Annotated in this window: 17 protein-coding genes; 10 read left to right on the forward strand and 7 right to left on the reverse strand. The window is 37.2% G+C overall.

The features are described 5' to 3' along the window. Positions 1 to 82 precede the first annotated feature (82 nt). Both NV377_RS24975 and NV377_RS24980 read right to left on the reverse strand, forming a co-directional pair. Positions 83 to 2,143 (reverse strand): hypothetical protein, encoded by a 2,061-nt coding sequence (locus tag NV377_RS24975; RefSeq protein WP_258203551.1) that lies wholly within the window; start codon positions 2,141 to 2,143, stop codon positions 83 to 85. Between the two features lie 23 nt (positions 2,144 to 2,166). Continuing rightward, entirely contained in the window at positions 2,167 to 3,645 is a 1,479-nt protein-coding gene (locus tag NV377_RS24980; protein WP_258203552.1) for an MFS transporter, read from the reverse strand. Positions 3,646 to 3,753: 108 nt separating this feature from the next. Between NV377_RS24980 and NV377_RS24985 the strand changes: the two genes are divergently transcribed. Next, a complete protein-coding gene (locus NV377_RS24985) occupies positions 3,754 to 5,004 on the forward strand; it encodes a helix-turn-helix domain-containing protein (RefSeq protein ID WP_258203553.1) in 1,251 nt (416 codons plus the stop codon). Between the two features lie 218 nt (positions 5,005 to 5,222). Here the strand turns inward: NV377_RS24985 and NV377_RS24990 are convergent, their stop codons facing one another. Genes NV377_RS24990 through NV377_RS25000 form a run of 3 tightly spaced genes read right to left on the reverse strand, consistent with a single transcriptional unit; the run spans position 5,223 to position 8,441 of the window. Further along, complete coding sequence (locus tag NV377_RS24990; RefSeq protein WP_258203554.1) at positions 5,223 to 6,377, reverse strand: Gfo/Idh/MocA family protein; 1,155 nt, start codon at positions 6,375 to 6,377, stop codon at positions 5,223 to 5,225. After that, the gene (locus tag NV377_RS24995) at positions 6,374 to 7,219 is read right to left on the reverse strand and encodes a class I fructose-bisphosphate aldolase (RefSeq protein WP_258203555.1); all 846 of its coding nucleotides are present in this window, start codon (positions 7,217 to 7,219) and stop codon (positions 6,374 to 6,376) included. The genes NV377_RS24990 and NV377_RS24995 overlap by 4 nt, the downstream gene beginning before the upstream one ends. A 13-nt stretch (positions 7,220 to 7,232) precedes the next feature. Next, entirely contained in the window at positions 7,233 to 8,441 is a 1,209-nt protein-coding gene (locus tag NV377_RS25000) for a carbohydrate kinase family protein (RefSeq protein ID WP_258203556.1), read from the reverse strand. 100 nt (positions 8,442 to 8,541) lie between these two features. Here NV377_RS25000 and NV377_RS25005 point away from each other — a divergent pair, with 100 nt between their 5' ends. Beyond that, positions 8,542 to 9,522 carry an AraC family transcriptional regulator gene (locus tag NV377_RS25005; RefSeq protein WP_258203557.1) on the forward strand — a complete coding sequence of 327 codons (981 nt, stop codon included), beginning with the start codon at positions 8,542 to 8,544 and terminating at the stop codon, positions 9,520 to 9,522. Between the two features lie 78 nt (positions 9,523 to 9,600). Here NV377_RS25005 and NV377_RS25010 read toward each other — a convergent pair whose 3' ends face one another. Then, the gene (locus NV377_RS25010; protein ID WP_258203558.1) at positions 9,601 to 10,638 is read right to left on the reverse strand and encodes a TIM barrel protein; all 1,038 of its coding nucleotides are present in this window, start codon (positions 10,636 to 10,638) and stop codon (positions 9,601 to 9,603) included. Between the two features lie 1,017 nt (positions 10,639 to 11,655). Here NV377_RS25010 and NV377_RS25015 point away from each other — a divergent pair. From NV377_RS25015 to NV377_RS25035, 5 genes are all read left to right on the forward strand, one after another. Further along, positions 11,656 to 12,234, forward strand: coding sequence for a TetR/AcrR family transcriptional regulator (locus NV377_RS25015; RefSeq protein WP_258203559.1), 579 nt, complete (start codon positions 11,656 to 11,658; stop codon positions 12,232 to 12,234). A gap of 372 nt (positions 12,235 to 12,606) precedes the next feature. Continuing rightward, positions 12,607 to 13,314, forward strand: a complete 708-nt coding sequence (locus tag NV377_RS25020) for an SDR family oxidoreductase (protein WP_258203560.1) — start codon at positions 12,607 to 12,609, stop codon at positions 13,312 to 13,314. Between the two features lie 90 nt (positions 13,315 to 13,404). Next, positions 13,405 to 14,466, forward strand: coding sequence for an alkene reductase (locus NV377_RS25025; protein ID WP_258203561.1), 1,062 nt, complete (start codon positions 13,405 to 13,407; stop codon positions 14,464 to 14,466). Positions 14,467 to 14,604: 138 nt separating this feature from the next. After that, complete coding sequence (locus tag NV377_RS25030; protein WP_258203562.1) at positions 14,605 to 15,603, forward strand: NADP-dependent oxidoreductase; 999 nt, start codon at positions 14,605 to 14,607, stop codon at positions 15,601 to 15,603. 172 nt (positions 15,604 to 15,775) lie between these two features. Further along, on the forward strand, positions 15,776 to 16,507 hold the full coding sequence (locus tag NV377_RS25035) for a class I SAM-dependent methyltransferase (protein WP_258203563.1): 732 nt from the start codon (positions 15,776 to 15,778) through the stop codon (positions 16,505 to 16,507). Between the two features lie 30 nt (positions 16,508 to 16,537). Here the strand turns inward: NV377_RS25035 and NV377_RS25040 are convergent, their stop codons facing one another. Continuing rightward, positions 16,538 to 17,440 (reverse strand): ArsR/SmtB family transcription factor, encoded by a 903-nt coding sequence (locus NV377_RS25040; protein WP_258203564.1) that lies wholly within the window; start codon positions 17,438 to 17,440, stop codon positions 16,538 to 16,540. Between the two features lie 214 nt (positions 17,441 to 17,654). Here NV377_RS25040 and arfA point away from each other — a divergent pair, with 214 nt between their 5' ends. From arfA to NV377_RS25055, 3 genes are all read left to right on the forward strand, one after another. Further along, positions 17,655 to 19,166: an arabinosylfuranosidase ArfA gene (gene arfA, locus NV377_RS25045; protein ID WP_258203565.1), complete on the forward strand. Its 1,512-nt coding sequence runs from the start codon at positions 17,655 to 17,657 to the stop codon at positions 19,164 to 19,166. A 184-nt stretch (positions 19,167 to 19,350) separates the two neighbouring features. After that, complete coding sequence (locus tag NV377_RS25050) at positions 19,351 to 19,791, forward strand: YhcH/YjgK/YiaL family protein (RefSeq protein WP_258203566.1); 441 nt, start codon at positions 19,351 to 19,353, stop codon at positions 19,789 to 19,791. 93 nt (positions 19,792 to 19,884) lie between these two features. Next, positions 19,885 to 20,448, forward strand: coding sequence for a GNAT family N-acetyltransferase (locus NV377_RS25055; protein WP_258203567.1), 564 nt, complete (start codon positions 19,885 to 19,887; stop codon positions 20,446 to 20,448). Positions 20,449 to 20,562 lie beyond the last annotated feature (114 nt).

The following is a 20,562-nucleotide window of genomic DNA, read 5'->3' on the forward strand; positions in this document are numbered from 1 at the left end:
CGGTATTGTACCGAAATCATGCCTTTTAGTATTGTCGAAAAGAATTAAACTTCAGCTTGCTGTGCTGCCCATGCTAGTCTTATTAATGCACAACGACCCGTACGCGCGCAAGGTTTAACACTTGGGTGTAAATATCAGAGCTATTACCCTCACGCTGTGAGGCTGCACGCAATACAGGGAAGTAGGTGCCAGGAGTAGCGAATACATAATTTGCCTCGACAACGGCTTTTGTTCCCTCCATATTAATATGAATTACTGTTCCATCAATTGCAAAGCACGCGTCTCCTTCAAAATCCCATTGTGCCGCAACGATTTTACCTGTTTTTGCAGGTACTTCAATTTCTGCACGAAAAACAACTTCTTCTCCGCTTGAAACTTCGGCGCGATCTGCTCCATTGGCTTTCAATTCAATGACGGGCTGAATTCCTTTGCGTTCGGAGGCATGAGCAGGTACCTCAACCTGACCATCTATTACATTGTAGCTAGTGCTTGCAGGTGGAGCAATTTCTTGCTCAACCCAAGCACTCAGATCAAGTAGAGCTTGATGGAGAACAGGGACATAGTTAACAATGTGAAGTCCGTCTAATGGATTATTTGAGCTAGAATCTGCATGCAAAGAGTGATCAACATACCAAAGTCTAAATCGATTATCCAAATCCTCGCCTACATGTTCTAGTACCTTTGTACGATACCAATCGGCTTGCCATGGGAACGCACTTTCGTCCATAAGAGTCTGAACAACGATCATTTTTCCTTCGAAACGGCCACTTTGAATCGAACCAGCACCTCCGCGTGCGATAGCAGGACCTACTAGAAATGGACGTTGCGGATATAGAGGTTCCCCGTGTTCATCCCGGAACTGATCCCATACGGAATATTCCGCAGTTGGAACTTGATGTCTGTGATAGGTTTGCAGAGCGATATAGTCTGAGTTGTCCAGTATAATCTCATCTCCTGTTTTTACTTTTCTCAAGTTTTCTACAGAAGTGAAAAATCCGTAGGCAGCTCCAAGTGTCGCGACATCTCCATTAAGTTGTCCTAGTGGGATTTTTATTCCAGCAGCTTCGCCGCTAACGATCTCAATAAATGCGCCCTCCAAATATATTTCGCCTTCTGGAACTGTGGCCAATTTGAAAGTAGGAATGAAATCCTTACCTTCCTCAAGCATCTTCCAAGCGTCATCGACTCCCATATTCATTGCTTTACTGGAGTCCGTATCTGCCAGCTGCACGGGTAAGACGATCTCGGTTATCGTTGTTTTATGTTGTAGTCTAGCTTGTGCAGCAGAGCTATTTGGATCGTGTCCAAGATAACCATCAACGGTCCAAAAATCATCAAAATAAGAAGGATCTATTTGCATAACGGCAGGAGTGAGTACGGTTAGTGCACCATCGCCAATTTCTTGATAAGCAAACCATGCTTTAGGGGGAAATCCCAATTTCGTCACTTCTTCGAGCGCTTGTTTTTGTTCTTCATTCAATCCAGCATATATATCGCCGCTGCCACCTGGCTCGATTGCGTCAATGATAGTAGGGAACTTATCTTTAAGAAGTCGCATAGCATGAACACGAGCTGTAAATACGTTTGGAATCGCCATAGGTGTTCCGATGACAAATGGTACCGCTCCGTCCCAAATGCCTGTTGTGTTTTCAATGAAGCTGATTGTTTTGAAGCCGCCGCCGCTACCGCCGTAAATATAGCCGTAAGGTCGGTGCTCGCCGAAAAATTCTACAGCTTTAACTCGGGAATATTGTGCTACAGCAGCGCTTGCGCGATACACAAGTGTAGCATCAGATGACATTCCTCCCATATTCGTTTCTACTAAATATGCGCCGTTGGAAATCGCGAAACCGATTTTGTTATCGACACCCTCAACGTGACTTTGAGCTGCATTTTCGCTACCCTGTACAGGATTGACAGGCTGGAAGAAGCGACCAGAATATGATCCTTCAGACGGGAAATAAAATGAAAATCTCGTTTCAGTACCTTCAAATCCACCATGAATATAGCGATGACGTAGAGGTATTTCTCTCCACTCATCGATGTCCACATATGGGCTTTGAAACTGGGCGTCTTCCTGCCCGTTATATAGCGATTGTTTTGTATTATTAATATTTTCATTATTGGATTCATGAATTGACATTAAAAATTCCTCCTACGTACACATCATTTTTTTTCTTGATCAAGATTGTCTTTTTCTTCAATCATGTTCTCTTCTGTTATTTCAATGCGGCCAGCTTTGGCATTGGCTTGATTTCTTCGTTCAATGAGCTCACTGGAAATTTTACGTTGCTTTTCTTCTGTAAGATCAAACCATGCAATACATATAGCAAGAGCTCCGATGACACCAGGCAATACACCAACGAGAATTCTAAGTCCAAACAGTGTCGAACTGCTTTGTTCTATTCCCGGGACATATCCGATAACAGATAGCGCTCCTGCTGCTATAGCACCAGATATAGCTGTAGCGAAGGTTTGGATAAAACCATTGAAAGAGCTCATAAATGCATTTAAGTTAAGCCCGCTCTTCCACTCGGTATAATCAATTGCAGCAGGCATTAAAGCCATTTGTGCAGGGCTACCAAAACCACCAATTAAACTACCTAAAACCGATACTGCGATTTGAATCATAAGGCCAGTATTATTAGCTGGAATAAACAAGATGACAGGACATAAGACTAGATTGACAATAACTCCAGCTAGCACTGTGTTTTTCAAACCAAAACGTCTTATAACCCGCTGACTAAATGCCACACCTATTAACGTTGGAATTAGAACGACGATCCCCATAATCGACATTAGGCTTTCATTATTGAAAAAATACTTATAAAAATGAATTTGAACACCAGAGCGAAGACCAGATGATAGAGCATTTGCAAACAAATAAATATATAGAATGACTGCATATTTATTCGTGAAAGTTGCGGACAGCATCTTCATAAACGAAGGGGACTTCTGATCTTTAGGTGCAGTTACAACATATCTTTCTTTAATTTTAATGGATTGATAGATTGATATGACGATAGTGATAACTGCAGCCACCAGCATTAGAATCGAAAATCCTTTGGCATCATCACCCTCACCTAAAGCTTTATATAAAGGGACAATGCCCACTTGAACGATCAAGGCACCGATTAAAATAAATAGAAAGCTTAATTGACCTATTGCTATTCTTTCGTCTATTCTCTTAGTAACAGTAGGTATAACTGCATTGCTCGGTATCGTAATAATGGAGGCGAATGTGCTGTAAATCGTATAGGTAACGACAGCGTATATCAGCTTTCCGGTATCACTGAGGTCAGGTACAGTAAATGTTAACCAGCCACTAATCGCAAAAGGAACGCCCAATATAACGAACCAAGGAGTGTATTTCCCCCACGGTGTCTTGATTCTATCCACCATGGCGCCAAACAATGGAGCAAGCAACGCATCAAATATACGAACTACAAGAAATAAGGTGGCTACAATTGCTGGGCTAATTTTCATGAAGTCTGTGTAGAAGAATAGTAAATACATTTGAATAATCTGATAATGAAATGTATTTGGAGCGTTTCCTAGTACGAGTCCTAACTTTTCACTGCGTTTCATCTTTGGTTGTTCGCCGTCAACGTCTGAAGAATGCTGAACCACCCCATTAGATGCCATAAATATCCCTCCGAGTAATAGTTTAAAAGCGCTTTCATGTGAAATTATGGCATACATCTAGTTCGTATTATGGTATGTTATGTAGAAAAATTGTACAAATTCGAGGTGTTGATAATTATTACAGCGAACAATTATCCTGACTTATCATATTTATGTAAATTAACACATGAAAGTCTGCAGCTACCCGTCTTTTGTCAATCAACGGAAGATTTGCAGGAGCAATTGTATCTAAGTGCAGGGGTACCTAAACATCCTTTCTTAAACGATCCAATAGAGATTTTTCGTTCTGTAGCCCATCAAGGAACAGCATTGGACGGTCCAGTTATTCATGTAACTAATTATTTGGAGCAGTTTGCCGTAGTTCCAGTGAAGCGAAATGGGAAATGCCAAGCCGTTATTGTGATTGGCCCAGTTATACGGAAAAAAGCAAACGACTCTCAATTCACCGAGCTATTAAATGATCATAATATTGCGAGTGAAGAACGAGTCAAATGGATGACTTATTGGGGAAGCCTTCAAGCAGTAGATCAAATGCGATGTTTACATATTTGTGTATCGACGAATTGGATGGTGAATCAGGAGGCACTAGATATTACAGATGTGATTCAATTCAATTTGCAATATGGGGTATCAAAAAAGAAAAAAAAGTTGGAGCTTGAGCTCGCGGATTGGAGAGAATATTCGATCTTCCAAGAGGGAATTGCGACGACGAATCAATTGCTTGACTACATACGTAACGGGAATAAAACGGAGCTAATGAAAAAACTTATCGAATATATAAATAGTGTAGGGGATATCGGGGTAAAGTCTAGTCGAAGCCAGCTGAGAAGCGTCAAAAATCTCGCTATTTGTGGGATAGCTTTAAGTAGCCGTGCCGCCACCGAAGGTGGGATGTATGATGAATTAGCTTCTACCCTATGCGACTTACATATTAAGCATATTGAAGAATTGCATGAATTTGCTTTAATTGATGCTGCTGTCGTCAGTGCTATAGTTGATTTTGCCGATCGTGTCAGTCAGATTCGTAATAACGGAGTGTCCAAAGTCGTCCAATCTAGTAAAGAATATATATATCTACATCTTTTTGAAGAAATAACTTTACAGCAGCTTGCAAAGGTGTCTGGAGTTAATCCACATTACTTATCACAGTTATTCAAGAAAGAGACTGGCTTAACATTAATAAACTATATTCAGCGGGAACGCATTGATGAGGCGAAGAAGCTGCTAGATCATTCCAACGACACAATTTCGAGCATCGGTACTCGACTAACTTTTTACGATCAAGCACATTTTATTAAAGTATTTAAGAAGCATGAGGGAGTAACACCCAAGCATTATAGAGACCGTTTTAGAAAATAAACCTGAAATGCAAAGCAACTATAGTGATTTGTGAGTGAACGTATCGTTTCAATGTGCTGATGAGGTTTTGAAAGATATTGCATTGTATCAATGAGTCTTTATGGTGAACATAGGGTACGCGAGAAATCGCGTACCTTGTTAAGCTTCTTTTTCTATACTTTATTCTCCATAAAGCAAACTTACCTTACTTAATCCACTCTCAATGAACATCGTTTTAATTATTGCCAGTTAATAGAGATGGTTTGACCTGAACGATGAGAATCTAAAGCTGCAGTAAATAAACGATGACTATCTGTTGCTTCTTCTGGTAATGCGCATTGAAACGTCTGCATCATTGCTTTACCGTTAACGACTTCATCACAGAATGCTGCCCACATTTGTAAAATGGAGTCGGAGAATCCAAATTCAAAAATAGTACCAGTTATAGTCTCATATGCAGACTTATAAGGCACATCTACAACGTGCCAAGCTTGCTGTTGACCTGAAGTATAAGGGAGGGAGGATATTTGCTTAGGATTTTTGGTTGAAAATTTTGCGGAAAACTCCGTTCCGTTAATCTGGAGAAACCAAGTATTCATATGCCCAGGTGCGATTCGTTTCGTAGATAATATCATTGGGAAACTTGAACCATTAGCATTTACATCACAGGCAAGGATGGCATTATCCCATGTTTCACAAGGCAACATTCCTCCTTTACCATCAGGTCGTTCATCTACAACTTTGGAAAGTAATGATCGAACACTATTCGGCTTCCAACCAAATCGCAGGGGGAGATGAAGCACATGAAGACCCAAATCACCCATACAACCATATTCACCATTTGATTGAATTTGTCGTTTCCAATTGATAGGTTTGTTTGGATCTAGATCACTCGAATGCCAAAATCCTGCTTCCACATCAATAATTTTCCCAAAGCGGCCCTCATTCACCCACTGTACAATTTGTTGTGCTCCTGGGAAAAATGGAAACTCAGATGAACATCTTACAAGCACATTAGGATTTGCTTCCATTGCGGTTTGAATCTCATAATTTGCATCCAAATCAATCCCAAACGGCTTTTCACCTAGTAAGTGTTTACCAGAATGAATGATGTCGATATAAATTTGAGCATGTAGATGATGTGGAACTGCACAATAAATGGCATCTACAGTGGAATCTTCAAGTAAATCTTTATAATTGATATAAGTACGCTCTACGCTATTAATATTTTCGAGAAACCACTTTGTTGCATTTGGATTTGCATCACAAACTGCTACAATACGCGGCTCAAAATTAACTTGTGTCAGATGACACCATCTTGCCGTAACGCTAGTAAATTCTTTTCCCATCAATCCACAACCAATGACTCCAAAGCGAATAACCTTTTTACTCATCGGATGACTTCTCCTTTCAAAATATGGAGTGCTTTTTCTTTCGTTGCATTATGATGAACAATTTCCATCAACGCTGCGATCATTCCAGCTGGATGAGGATGTTGTATAACGTTACGACCATAGACGATTCCGGATGCTCCTTGGTTCATTAATTCTACAGTGCGAGTAATGATTTCTTCATCACTTGCTCTGCCACCGCCACGAACAAGAACTGGTATTCCAGATGCTACTTCAATAATACGATGATATTCTTTTACATCATCACATGGATCTGCTTTAATAACATCTGCTCCAAGTTCTACAGCTTGACGTACAAGAGGCATTATCTTCTGAATATCGCCATCCACCATATAACCACCTTTGACATCGTTAGGAAGCATCACTAGTGGTTCAACCATCAATGTCATACCATATTTCTCGCATTCAGTTTTTAAGAGAGCAACATTTCGAATACATTGATGGTGAAGTTCAGGGTGATTAGGAAGAAGTAATAGATTCACACATACAGCTACTGCATCCCACTTTACAGCTTGTTCAACTGCTTGATGAATTAACTCGCTGAACAACACTTGAGGTAATTTTGTGCTATAGATGTTAGCTACATCAGTACGTAATACTAATCCTGGTTTGTTCTTTCCCGGCATTTCTTGAAGCAAACGAGCTTGACCAGAGCTTAGCTGAACACAATCTGGGTTCGTGGACACTACTGTTTCTATTGTTTTTTTCATATCTTCAATTCCAGATAGAAACGAATTTTCATTGAAAAATCCATGATCAATAGCAACATCAAAACATTTTCCTTGCTCGCTAAACATACGGTTTAAACGTGGTTTACGATACATAATCACACTCTCCTTATGAATAAAAATGATCTCTAGCCCCTCGATAAACGATAACTTCATTTTGAAAATGGGGAATAAATCCTGTTAAATGAAGTTGCATATGAGACTGCTCCCAACCTGCAGCAATCCGTGAATTTAATTCATCGGAGTGGATAATTCCACTCGTAGCATCTGCTTGCTCTACATTACATGCTCCAGTCGCAACAGCATTGATCAATACTTGTTCTGGATTTAATTTTTGAACAAATCCAGCAATGAATCCTGCAATAGTACAGTCACCAGCACCAGTAGTTCCAACAACGTCTACTTTAAAGCAGGGGATATATAACTCGCGATTGTACCAACATTCAATATTTTCATGGGCATACCGCCCAGATTGTAGTAATCTGGTTTTGTTAGCGGTTGTCCTCATATATAATCCATATTCACCTAGTTTAATTACAACGATTGGAGATCCCATAGTAAGAAGAATATTTGCGAGTTCATATAGGAGCGGGGCATCGACGTGATCAATTATATGTTCACTACCAAATTTTTGTAGCATTTCTTCATATTTTTCTCGATGAACCATAAACAGAATTTCTTCAAGGCTTGGAAAAAATAAGTCGACACAGGGTAATAGTTTAGTTAAAATCTCAATCCAGTCCAATTGTCCAGAGTATGAGTCAGGATCAGGCTTAGCTAAATCTAATGATGTTGTGTTACCTGCTTCTTTTGCTTTGAACATTAGACTTATTATTTCTGCTCCATTATTTTCATACATTTGTCTCATAAGAGGGGGATACCCAAAATGAAATAATCCAGCTTGCAGCAACGTTTCAAATTTTATATCGTTTGAATGAAAAGTATCATTAGCACCTGTAAAGTGAAGGAACATACGATCCATATTCTGTGGACTGATTACAATGGAATAGGACGTATATTCACCTTGAGTGATAATCATATCATCAGCCAATGAATTGTCTACTTTTTGGAATATAGAAATAATAGTTTCTCCTATAAAGTCATCTCCAACTTTACCCATTAATTGAACAGGTATTCCAAGTCGATGTAGTGCTAAACCGGTATTAGCTACAGCTCCCCCAGTCGCCAGCACAGCTTTGCCAATATCCATTAACCTACCTGGTACTATTTCAAAATCATCTCCTTTTATTGTAGGAATAATATCGAGACAAATATGACCTCCAACTATAACAGGATAAGGGACTGGTATTCTCGACAAATTTCATCCTCCTCTATATCGAATTCCAATTTTATGTAGTAACATACTAAATAAAGAAATTCATATTTACATTTCCATATGAATAACTTGGAGGACATTGATGAATAACGAATATGAAATCATTAATCATCCTAGAATGAAGCATTTCAATCCATTTATTGTGAATTTATCGTTTCGAAACTCTCATCTGCATAATGATTTCGAAATATGTTTATTACTAGAAGGGGAATGTACGGTTAATTCGAAAAAAGAAAGCTATAATTTAACTAAAGATTCAATCATTTTATTCAATCCTATACAACCACATGAAATATTGACACAAAATAATAGTGCATTAATATTATCACTACAAATTTCCAATAAATTTTGTGTTAATTACTTTCCTACAATATCCAATACTAATTTTAGCGTATCAAATCTTACTCCTTTTCTTTCAGAAGAAGATAATCGAATGTTAATATCATTAATTAATCATTTATCCTCGGCTTACTTTAAGCATGATTATGGTTATGAGTTCAAATGTTTAAGCTTAATAAATCATTTGTTTTATACATTGTTTCAATTAATCCCTCATGCTTCAATAAGCGATGAAGAACGTGCAAATAATCTCCAACGTCTTCATAGAGTTAATAGAATCATAAGTTATATTGAGGAGAATTATTCAAGTAAACTGTTTCTTTCTACGATTGCAGAGCGTGAGAAATTATCTTTAACGTACTTGTCATATTTCTTCAAAGACAACTTAAATACAACTTTTCAAAATTATTTGAATCAAGTTCGCCTAGATAGGGCAAAGCAACTCATTTTACAAACCAATATGAAATTAATAGATATCTGTTTAGAATGTGGTTTCTCAGATACACGTTACTTAAATAATATGTTTTTCAAGCAATTTGGATGTACACCAATAGCATATAGAAATAATCATAAACAGATTTACGATGTAAGCCCGAGAGTCGATCTATCCAATGCTCAGCATTTCTATTCGGATGCTGAAAGCTTAACTATTCTAAAAAAATATGCAGATGGACTTAATGAGTATCAGAGCTTCAATCTCGAAATACATAAGTCATTCGATTGACAGTAAATTCTTTATCATACAACGAACTGCTTATTAACGTAGGTTGTATGATAAAGAGTGATGGTTTGCATGAAATCTCTATTGGTCAATACCCATTAGTAGATTCATGACGTACATTTCTAAGCCTTCAAAATCACGATTAGCGACGCATAACTTTTGATATTCATAATCGAAGCGTTCAACTTTAATTTCCAAAGCCTTAATTATTTTTAAGCTGTTCTCCAAATGTTTAAAGCTATCCTTATCAACTGTTGTTCGCATCGCTTTAACATCTAACCCAACATATTCTCCATTTGAACCATAGTTATTTTCCTTTAATACTTTGATCTGATTAAAGGCTTGACGTAGATTTTCAACACCAAAGCTTTTATCCTGATCAAATTTCATCCCATTTTGGTCATTCAGATGGACACCCCATAATTTATTCATCGCTATTGCAAAACCTATTTCATGAGATGGATCAAGACCAGATAAAATAGCATGTGCAGATTCCAATAATCCTCCAACTCTGGTAGGATCAATTGTTGCAGCTGATACAGCTAACACGTGTCCCATTGTTCCACAAATGCTTCGATCAATAGGTTCATTTGGTTTAGGCTCAATGACAACTTTAATATTTTTGTCATATGTAAGCATGCTGTTAATAGCTTCTATTAATTGCTTTGTTGCATCAACAGGACTTTTACTTTCAGCACATAACGTACCTTCTCTAGCTAACCACAATACAATTTTGTCGCATCCTAATTCGTTTGCGATATCTATAGAGCGGTATGAGCGCCACATAGCAAATTCTCGATCAACCTCTGACGTAGACATATAACCACCCTCGATTGTATGAGGATCCATCCATAGTCTAGGAGCAACAAACTCTGCAACTAAATTGTACTTATCTAGTAACGCTTTGACCTTTCTTGCTTCAAGCTTGATGTCCTCTTCGGCTAATTCATTGATGTTTGGCACTGCATCATCATCATGAAATTGAATGGCACTAAATCCGATTTCTGAGAATCTTTTCAATTTCTCTTCAAAGTCAATTTCACTTCTTACTGCAGGGCCGTAAGTATCTGCTCCATTATGTACATTCCATGGACCAACCGAATATTTAAATATAGACATACATTTAATCCCCTTTTTTTGGAATTATGTTGCACTCATAGTATAGTTCGAATATCTGTTAATCACATGCATAACTTTACGATTACTAACCTACATGTTTGCGGTAGCTAGAATTGTCCAAAGTGGTTCAAGCAAGTAAAAAATACATTTATCTGCATTTGTTTGAAGAGATAACGTTGCAGAAGCTTGATCATTTCAACGACATAATCTCAAACATCGGTGCTCGGCTTACCGTCTACGATCAGGCATATTTTATTAAAACCTTCAAGAAGCATGAGGAGTACCTTCTAAACAATACAGAAATCGTTAGTGATAATAAGATGGAAATCCAAAAAAGGCACCTTAGAAGAGTGAATGATATAAGAAAAAAACAAGCACATCTGAACAATCAGTTCGGATGTGCTTGTTTTTGAATTTATGTAAAAAGTCATGAAAGTGTTATTCATAAAGTCGTATTATTGTTAGTTCGCTTAAATATTATTGAAATGGAAAGGACAGTATGCAAAAATACAACGATGAGTTAAGTCAACTTTTTGATATGGATTAACGCGATATCTATATGTTCTTGGGCGCCTATTCGGAGGAGGGGGAATATCTTCACGTTTTATCACTGTAAGCATGCACATGAATTCAGAAAACGACGAAAAAACATTATACAAATATCTGATCGAACATATAGATCCAACATATGTAAGATTTGTACACTGATTAAAAGTATGAGTGAAATTAAACTCCATCTTGCTTTTGGGCATGTCACTTTCTTCACAAGGTTTAGCATCTTTACCAGTGAAATTTTAATAAGGTATTTGAGAATAATATGTATGACGAAGTGGGATAAGCGTTATCTTACTTCGTCTTTTTTATTTTTAATATTAGAATCGAAAATACTCTTTTTTGATACTTGAAATTCTCTATAATGTACATACAAATAAAATACAGGAAGTTATGAAAGTAAAATCAGTTTCTTTACTGATCGTTCTCAATATGTTATATTATCTATGGGAGGAGGAAAACAAAATGGCAAGAAGCAAAGAATTCGAAGAGAACGTAGTATTAGATAAGGCGATGAAGCTCTTTTGGGAACAAGGCTATGAGAAGTCATCAATGACAGATCTGGTTGAGCATATGGGAATCCATCGTAGGAGTTTATATGACACCTTTGGAGACAAACATACGCTCTTTTTGAAAGCTATGGATCGATTCAGCGATAAGGTGAATGCTGAACTTACACTACAAGTTAAACGATCCAAGACAGCGACGGAAGCACTTCAATTTATTTTAGGTTCCATGATATATGGTGAAGAGGATTCGCCCTCAGGCTGTTTAATGGTGAATTCAGCGGTGGAGTTGGCTATGCGCGATGCCGATGTAGATTCAAAGTTATCTGAATCGTTCACATTATCAGAGCAGTTATTCAAGGATATTATTCTGTGGGGGCAGCAAAATGGGGAATTTAACTCAGATTGCAATGCCAACGAATTGGCGGAACATTTACATGCTGTATGTGTTGGGTTAAGGGTAATGACAAGAACCTCTATGCCCAAAGAAAAATTGAACCGTATAGCCAGTTTTTCTATCAAACTTTTAGATAAGTAATTATTTTTATTTAGTATGACTGTTCCTATATTAGTAAGCCTATAGTTACTTATCTTAAGAAAGATATAATGATAATGTTAACTATGTATATTTTAGAATGATCGTTCTTGTAATAATTCTTACAATTATTTAATGATGCGTTCAATCTTCATTACCCTTTTTAGAACGATCGTTCTTGAATTTGTTTCTCATCTTGCTTAAAGTTTACTCCATGTGACTCATTCTTACACGTTTTTTAGAATGATCATTCCCGAAAAGTGATAATTAATTGCAACCGAAAGAACCTCCCTAAAGATAATCATTGCTAGCATAGTTGTAGTGAGAAAGATTTTTTGCTGTACAAAAAATGAAATAATACATGAATAAAAGGAGATGTTAAAATTGAAAATTTCAGAACAAGTCGCATTTGTCACTGGAGCAAACCGAGGTTTTGGCCGCCAACTAGCCCTTGAACTTCTATCCAGAGGGGCTAAAGTTTATGCAGGTGCAAGAAATCCGGAGAGCATTGATATACCAGGTGTAATACCTGTAAAGCTTGATATTACTAACTCCCAAGAGGTAGCTGCAGCTGCTATGCTCACTAAAGATGTTACACTTCTGATCAACAATGCAGGATCGTCGACAGGTGCTTCTTTGCTTGACGGTGATCTTGAAAAAATACAAATAGAGTTTAATACACATTTCTTTGGCACACTTTCCATGGTTCGTACTTTCGCACCGATTTTAACTAATAATGGAGGAGGTACGATTCTCAATATTCTTTCCGCGTTGTCTTGGGTCAGTAACGGAATTGTTGGTGCTTATACTGCTGCAAAGTCGGCTGAGTGGGCATTGACGAACGATCTGCGTATAAATCTATATCCTCAAAATGTGAGAGTAGTGGGATTACATGTGGGCTTTATGGACACAGACATGACTCAGGGGGTAGAAGCTTTTAAATCCAACCCTACGGATATCGCTAAAATAGCAATTGATGGGATAGAAGCTGATCGCTTTGAAATTATTGCTGATGATGTAAGCCAAAACATACAAAGTGCATTAGCAGGTGGTGTTACTGCGATATACCCCAGTCTTTCTTAATTAATAATCAAAAAGTGTTTAGCCTTTAAAGCTGGACGATCTCAAGAAGGTATTTTGTAAAATAAGAATTTTGAAGAGGATAGAATTATAATGGAAAAAATGTGGAGTAAAACGAAAATAGGTAGACTAGAATTACCCCATCGATTAGCGATGGCACCGATGACCCGTAGTCGTGCACAAGAAGATGGTGTACCTGGAGAACTAAGTTCACTTTATTACTCGCAAAGAGCATCTATGGGATTAATCATTAGTGAAGGTGCTCAGCCCTCCGAGGATGGCCAAGGCTATTTATGGACTCCTGGTATCTATACTAAAAACCATATTGAAGGATGGAAAAAGGGTACCGATGCGGTTCATAATGCAGGTGGATTTATGTTTATCCAACTTATGCACGTTGGTCGTATGTCTCACCCTGACAATACACCTCATCATCGTCAAGCCGTTGCACCATCTGCAATTGCACCGGGCGTAGAAATGTTCACCGCCAAAGGTATGCAGAATATTCCCGTTCCTCGTGAGTTAAGCAAAGAAGATATTCAAACGACGATTGCTGACTTCCGAAAAGCAGCAGCTGCAGCTATCGAAGCAGGAGCTGATGGTGTTGAAATTCATGGAGCAAATGGTTATTTACTTAATCAATTTATTGGCGAAAATTCTAATATACGAATGGATGAATACGGTGGATCTATAGAGAATCGTGCTCGTTTTGCTATTGAGGTGACAAAAGCGATAGTCGAAGAAATCGGAGCAGATAGAACAGGTTTCCGTATCTCACCTGGGACACCTCTTGGGGGGATTGATGATGGTGAACATGGTCCAGAAGTTTATCTCCATCTTGTAAAAGAATTAGCTAAATTGAATTTAGCTTACCTTCATGTCATGCACCTTGGAAACGAAACATTACTCCAAAATATTCGAAAAATTTGGATGAATCCACTATTGGTCAACCGAGCTGGACGAGCTTTAGCAGATCTTAGTGTGGATATTGATACTGGTCTTGCTGACATAGTACCCATCGGTGCATGGTCATTAGCTAATCCGGATTTAGTAGAACGTCTTAAAAAAGGTGCTCCATTAAATGCGCCAGATCCTACAACATTCTTCAGTGGTGGAAGTAAAGGTTATACGGATTACCCTACGTTAATGGATTAAGAATAACAAGAAGGTAAATAGCTTGTATTGAAAAAATGGCGTACAACTATATGATTGTACGCCATAAATTTATCTCAAATAATCATCGCACTTTAATAAAGCGACTACCATTACACTGTAGAGGAAGAGGATAAAAACATGAAGGCCGCTCAAATGTTGAAGTATTCTAAAGAAATACAAGTGATAATGAATGATATTAAAATGCCAGAAATTAAAGACGATCAAGTTCTAGTTAAAGTAAAAGCTGCTGGTGTAAATCCATTAGATATTCTTATTCTAAATGGTAGTATCCGAATGATAACTGATTATGATTTTCCATTAACTTTAGGGAATGAACTATCTGGTGTTATTGAGGCTGTTGGAAAAGATGTTGCAAACTTTCAGGTAGGTGACCATATATATACAAGGTTACCCGTTAATCAAATAGGAGCTTTTGCTGAATATATTGCGGTTAATGAAGATATTATATCCATCATGCCTAAAAATCTATCATTTAATGAAGCCGCCGCAGTACCTCTTACTGCTTTGACTGCGTATCAAGCTTTAAACGATGTGCTCCATGTTAAACCTGACAAAAAGCTATTTATTCCCGGAGGTACTGGCGGCTTTGGTGCTATGGCAATCCCTATCGCTAAATCAATGGGTTTATATGTTATTACAAGCGGAAGTGAAAGAGGTAGATCACGTACATTTGCGATAGGTGCAGATCAATTCATCAATTATCATGAGGAAAACTATGCTGATGTTCTACGAGATATAGATTATGTGATCGATACGTTAGGAATGAAAGAAATAAAAGCTGAACTAGGTATATTAAAACCTCAAGGGAAATTAGTTTCTTTAAAAGCTGTACCTAATTATCGCTTTGCGGTAGACAATAATTTTTCCGTGTGGAAAAAATTATTGTTTGGTTTAGTAGGTGCACGCATAGATTCTTTGGCACGTAAACATAAAAATGAATATCGCTTCTTATTTGTGCAAGCCAATGGAAGTCAATTACAAGAAATCACTACACTTGTTGAAAAAGTAGATATCAAACCCTCTATAGATTCAATTTACAATTTTAATAACATTAACAAGGCATTAACAAAAGTCTCTACGGGTCACTCCCAAGGCAAAGTTATTGTAACTTTTTAAATATAACAAAGGCTGATCTTCAGATTGTTGATGATCAGCCTTTGTTATATGATTAATGGAGAGAGGATTCAGTTAACGAGATAAGATAATGTCTTTTAACAATATCTGTTCCTAATCTACTGCACACTACTACAACACACCACCAATTTAAAGTAATGGAGATGTAACTCGAATGAAACAAAATAAATATGATGATTCGCAATTTTTCGATGCTTATAAACAAATGGCTCGTTCTATTAATGGACTAGAAGCTGCTGGAGAATGGCATGTATTAAAATCTTTATTACCTGATCTAAGCAATAAAAATGTTCTTGATCTTGGCTGTGGGTTCGGTTGGCATTGTCGATATGCAATTGATCAAGGGGCAAGTTCAGTCATTGGAGTAGATATATCTGAAAATATGCTTCAACAAGCTCGTCAATACTCCAACATTGATGCTATCACATATGTGCAAATGCCGATTGAAGACATTGAATTTTCTCCATCACAATTTGATGTTGTGATCAGTTCATTGGCTTTTCATTATGTCGAATCATTTGAAGATATTTGTAAAAAGGTACATCAATGTCTAAAACCGGGAGGATCTTTTATCTTCTCAGTAGAGCATCCGATTTTCACTTCAAGGGATGAACAAGATTGGTATGTAGATGATCAAGGAAATCGACTTCATTGGCCAGTTGATCAATATCAATCTGAGGGAACACGTGTAACCAACTTTTTAGCAGAAGGTGTTATTAAATACCATCGGACTGTATCTACCTACATCAATAATGTCATTCAAGCTGGATTTACAATTAAAGCTGTCCAAGAACCTAAGCCATCTGATGAAATGTTTAATAATGATCCAATGATGAAAGATGAGAATCGTCGTCCAATGTTTATCATTATTTCAGCAGAAAAGTAAGCCGCTTAGCAATATCACATAATTATAAGGTTACTCGTAAAATACTCTAAAAACAATATCCTGATTATAGTTACCAAAGCCTCTACCAAATAATGTTAATCCACCACGTCTACGACCAATGTCATCTGCTGTGAAGCGGAACGACCATTGGTCGTTTTTCCAATGAACATCATTTAAGGTGATATTAGATATTTGTTGACCATCAACAAATGTCCCTCCAGCATTAATTTTAAGTACTTTTAGCAAGCCATATTGATTAATATCTGAGTTCCACCAATCAGGTGTTAGGCGACCTCTTAAATTACCAAAATCTCCTGGGCTAGTCCATTTCCCAAGTTCTATTCCATTCATCGTAAAAACGATATCTGAAGGCCATTTTTCATTAATATTTGGCGCTTCTGATCCAATTTCCATTGATATTTCAATTTCCTGCACAATTTGATCCATAAATAAATAGTTGGGAACTTTGTACTCTACGTAGCCTTTGGCGAACCATAGTATTCCAGCATTAACGCGTTCCTGGTCAAGAAAATATCTTGGATCATCGTAAAATCCTATCAATTTCTCAGTCGTTGCAATTCCGCAAGTTGGCCGAGCTTGTAAATCAGTGTAATGCCCCACTGGAATAGAAAGCTCAACCACTTTTTTAGCAATGTCTGAAGAACTAGACAATTTAATTTGCATATAATTAGCGGATAGGGAGCAGTATTTATAGGTACCTGTACCGATTCTTTTCATTCTAGAGCTTACTAACCCAGCTTTCTGTAACTTAGCGACATGAGAACTGACGATGGCGCTACTTAGATATAATTCGGCTGCTAATTCTTTAATATGCATTTCCCTCTTATCAAGTAGATCAATAATTTTAAGTCTTACTTCACTTCCTAGAGCTTCGTACACTCGAAGTGAATCAGCATTTGTTGTTAAATACATTACCATACCTCCAAAAAGATTAGAATAAGTAATTATATTAATCCTCAATAATTGAATTGTGCAAATGACGCTAATATACTTATAATCATAGTATAAACGAATACAAGGATTAATAATATAATTAACTCTAATTAGTATATGCTTCCGATGTGACTTTTTATGGCAAGAAGTTACTTCAGGAGGTTAATAAAAAGTTTTAGGAGGAACGATATTTATGACATTGAAATCAACGATGATTGTAGACAAAGATTTTAAGCTTGCTGAAGTAGATCCTAGAGTATACGGTTCTTTTATTGAACACTTGGGCCGTGCGGTATATGGTGGTATCTATGAACCTGATCATGCTACTGCGGATGAGCAAGGTTTTCGTCGTGATGCATTAGAAGCAATTAAATCGTTAAATGTTCCTATAATTCGTTATCCAGGTGGAAATTTTGTGTCTGGATACAACTGGGAAGATGGTGTTGGTCCAAAAAATGATCGTAAACAAAAGCTAGACCTCGCTTGGTGGACAACTGAACCCAATCTAGTAGGTACGAATGAATTTGCAGAATGGGCCAAATTAGCTGGATCTGAAGTTATGATGGCAGTCAATTTAGGTACAAGAGGAATTGATGCGGCAAGAAACTTAGTAGAATATTGTAATCATCCTTCAGGCTCATATTGGAGTGATTTACGTATATCACATGGATATAAAGAGCCGCATGCTTTCAAAACATGGTGTTTAGGCAATGAAATGGATGGACCATGGCAGATTGGGGCGAAAACGGCTTACGAATATGGCAGACTAGCTAATGAATCAGCTAAAGCAATGCGCTGGGTAGATCCAACATTAGAATTCGTCGCTTGCGGTAGCTCTAGTAGCAGTATGAGTACGTTTGCCGAATGGGAAGCAACGGTATTAGATCTTACTTATGACAACGTCGATTACTTGTCTCTTCACCAATATTATAATAATAACGAAAAAGATTCACCGAACTTCTTAGCCAAATCACTTGATTTGGATCAATTCATTAGTAGTGTCGCAGCTACTTGTGATTATATTAAAGCGAAAAAGAAAAGTAAGAAAAAAATATACTTATCTTTGGATGAATGGAATGTTTGGAATACGATAGGGACAAGTACGGCTGAACAACGTTGGCAAATCGCACCACCAGAGCTAGAAGATGTCTATAATCTAGAGGATGCACTAGTTGTGGGTTGCTTATTAATTACGATATTGAAACATGCAGATCGCGTTAAGATGGCTTGTATGGCGCAACTTATTAATGTCATTGCTCCGATTATGACAGAGAACGGCGGACCATTATGGTTACAAACGACGTACTATCCATTCTTGCATACTTCCGTCTATGGTCGTGGAACAGTTCTTCACCCACTAGTTACTAGTCCAAAGTATGATTCGAAAGAGTTTACAGATGTTCCTTATCTCGAATCTATTAGTGTATATAATGAGGAATTAAGTGAGGTAACGATATTTGCTGTAAACAGAAATTTGGAAGAAAGACTGCAGCTAGATATTGATCTTCGTAGCTTCGGTAATGTACAATTGATTGAACATATTGCACTAGCAAATGATGATATTAAAGCAGTGAATACGAAGCTTGATCCGAACAATGTTGTCCCTCAAATTTGCGGAACAACTACTGTAGACGGTGGACATATTACTGCACAACTCTCCAAAACATCATGGAACGTTATTCGACTTAAAGTGAATGGGGAATAATTAATCGAGGCTTTGAAAATTATATTTGATTATCAGAATGTAGAGTGTGGGTTCGGTATTTTATCGAGCTCATACTCTTTTATTTTTCTAATTATATTGCAACTTTATTTACTATTACCTTATTATGGGATGAGAGTTGTAAAGCTACTGTAAGTGAAAACTTAGAGAAGGTTGTGAAACTAACATGATCTATGACAAAATCGCCCATGCATCACGGTATAAATTCACATCATTATCATTAATGAAAGCTCTAGAAAGTATCGCATCTAACAATAATGATCCAGAAGAATTGGAGTATTTCAAAAAAAACATTATAGAATTTCATACTAGTTCCATAGATTTGAAGCAGGCAGAATATCATCACAAGTTCATGGACATTCATGTTGTTCTAGAAGGTAAGGAATATGTGGAAGTTGGGCATATTGATGAATTGAGTAATTGTAGTGAATTTGATGAGTCAAGCGACATTGGTTTTGGAGATTTGCTAACTTTAGAAAAATTTTCCGGGTATTTGATGCCTGGTTATTTCCTTGTATGTTTCCCTGAGGATGCTCATCTAGTTGGAGCATATGTAACAGAATCAGAGTATGTTAAGAAGATTGTATATAAAATTCTTATTAATTAAGATCACAACTAAGAGGATATTCGCATGTATAATAATGATTCGATGCAACAAGAACTGATAACAATTCTAGCTATTGAAGGAGGTCAAAACTAGATGAGGGACGAAAGTGTTTTCAAAATTGACTGTAAGGACGTATTTTTACGAGAGTTTCTAATTTCTGATTTAGATAAGTTTCATGAACTTACTTGGCAACCCGAAATTCATGAATATTTACCAGGGTGGAACGTATCAAAAGAACAAAGGGAAGATTGGTTTATTAATTACGAAATTCCTGAGAATAAACAGTTTTTGAAAGCTTTATCAAAAGGTGAAGACATTGCTGAACTCCGACTTCGTTTGGGAATTGTTTTGAAAGAGACGAATGAGCTTATCGGCTGGTGCTGCACAGGAATTAAAGATGAATTGCCACCGCCCAATCGAGAGATCATGTATGCAGTATCAAAGGATCATCGGGGAAAAGGCTACACTACCCAGGCTGCAAAAGGATTAGTCAAGTTTTTATTTGAGAATACGAACGTCGAATTACTTAATGCAATTGCTCTATTAAGTAATTTACCCTCTAATAGAGTCATAGAAAAATGTGGATTTAACTTTGAAAGTATTATCGAGATTGATAGTGAAAGTTATAATTTCTACAAAATTAATAAAAGGGATTAGGTAATGATACGTTATTGTATATGCTAGAACTTGAAAATGTTTGAGTTTACTTTATTAAGAATTTCACTTCATATGTACATAACAAAAAACGGCACTCACGTATGATGAGATGCC

It is taken from the genome of Paenibacillus endoradicis (assembly GCF_024721975.1).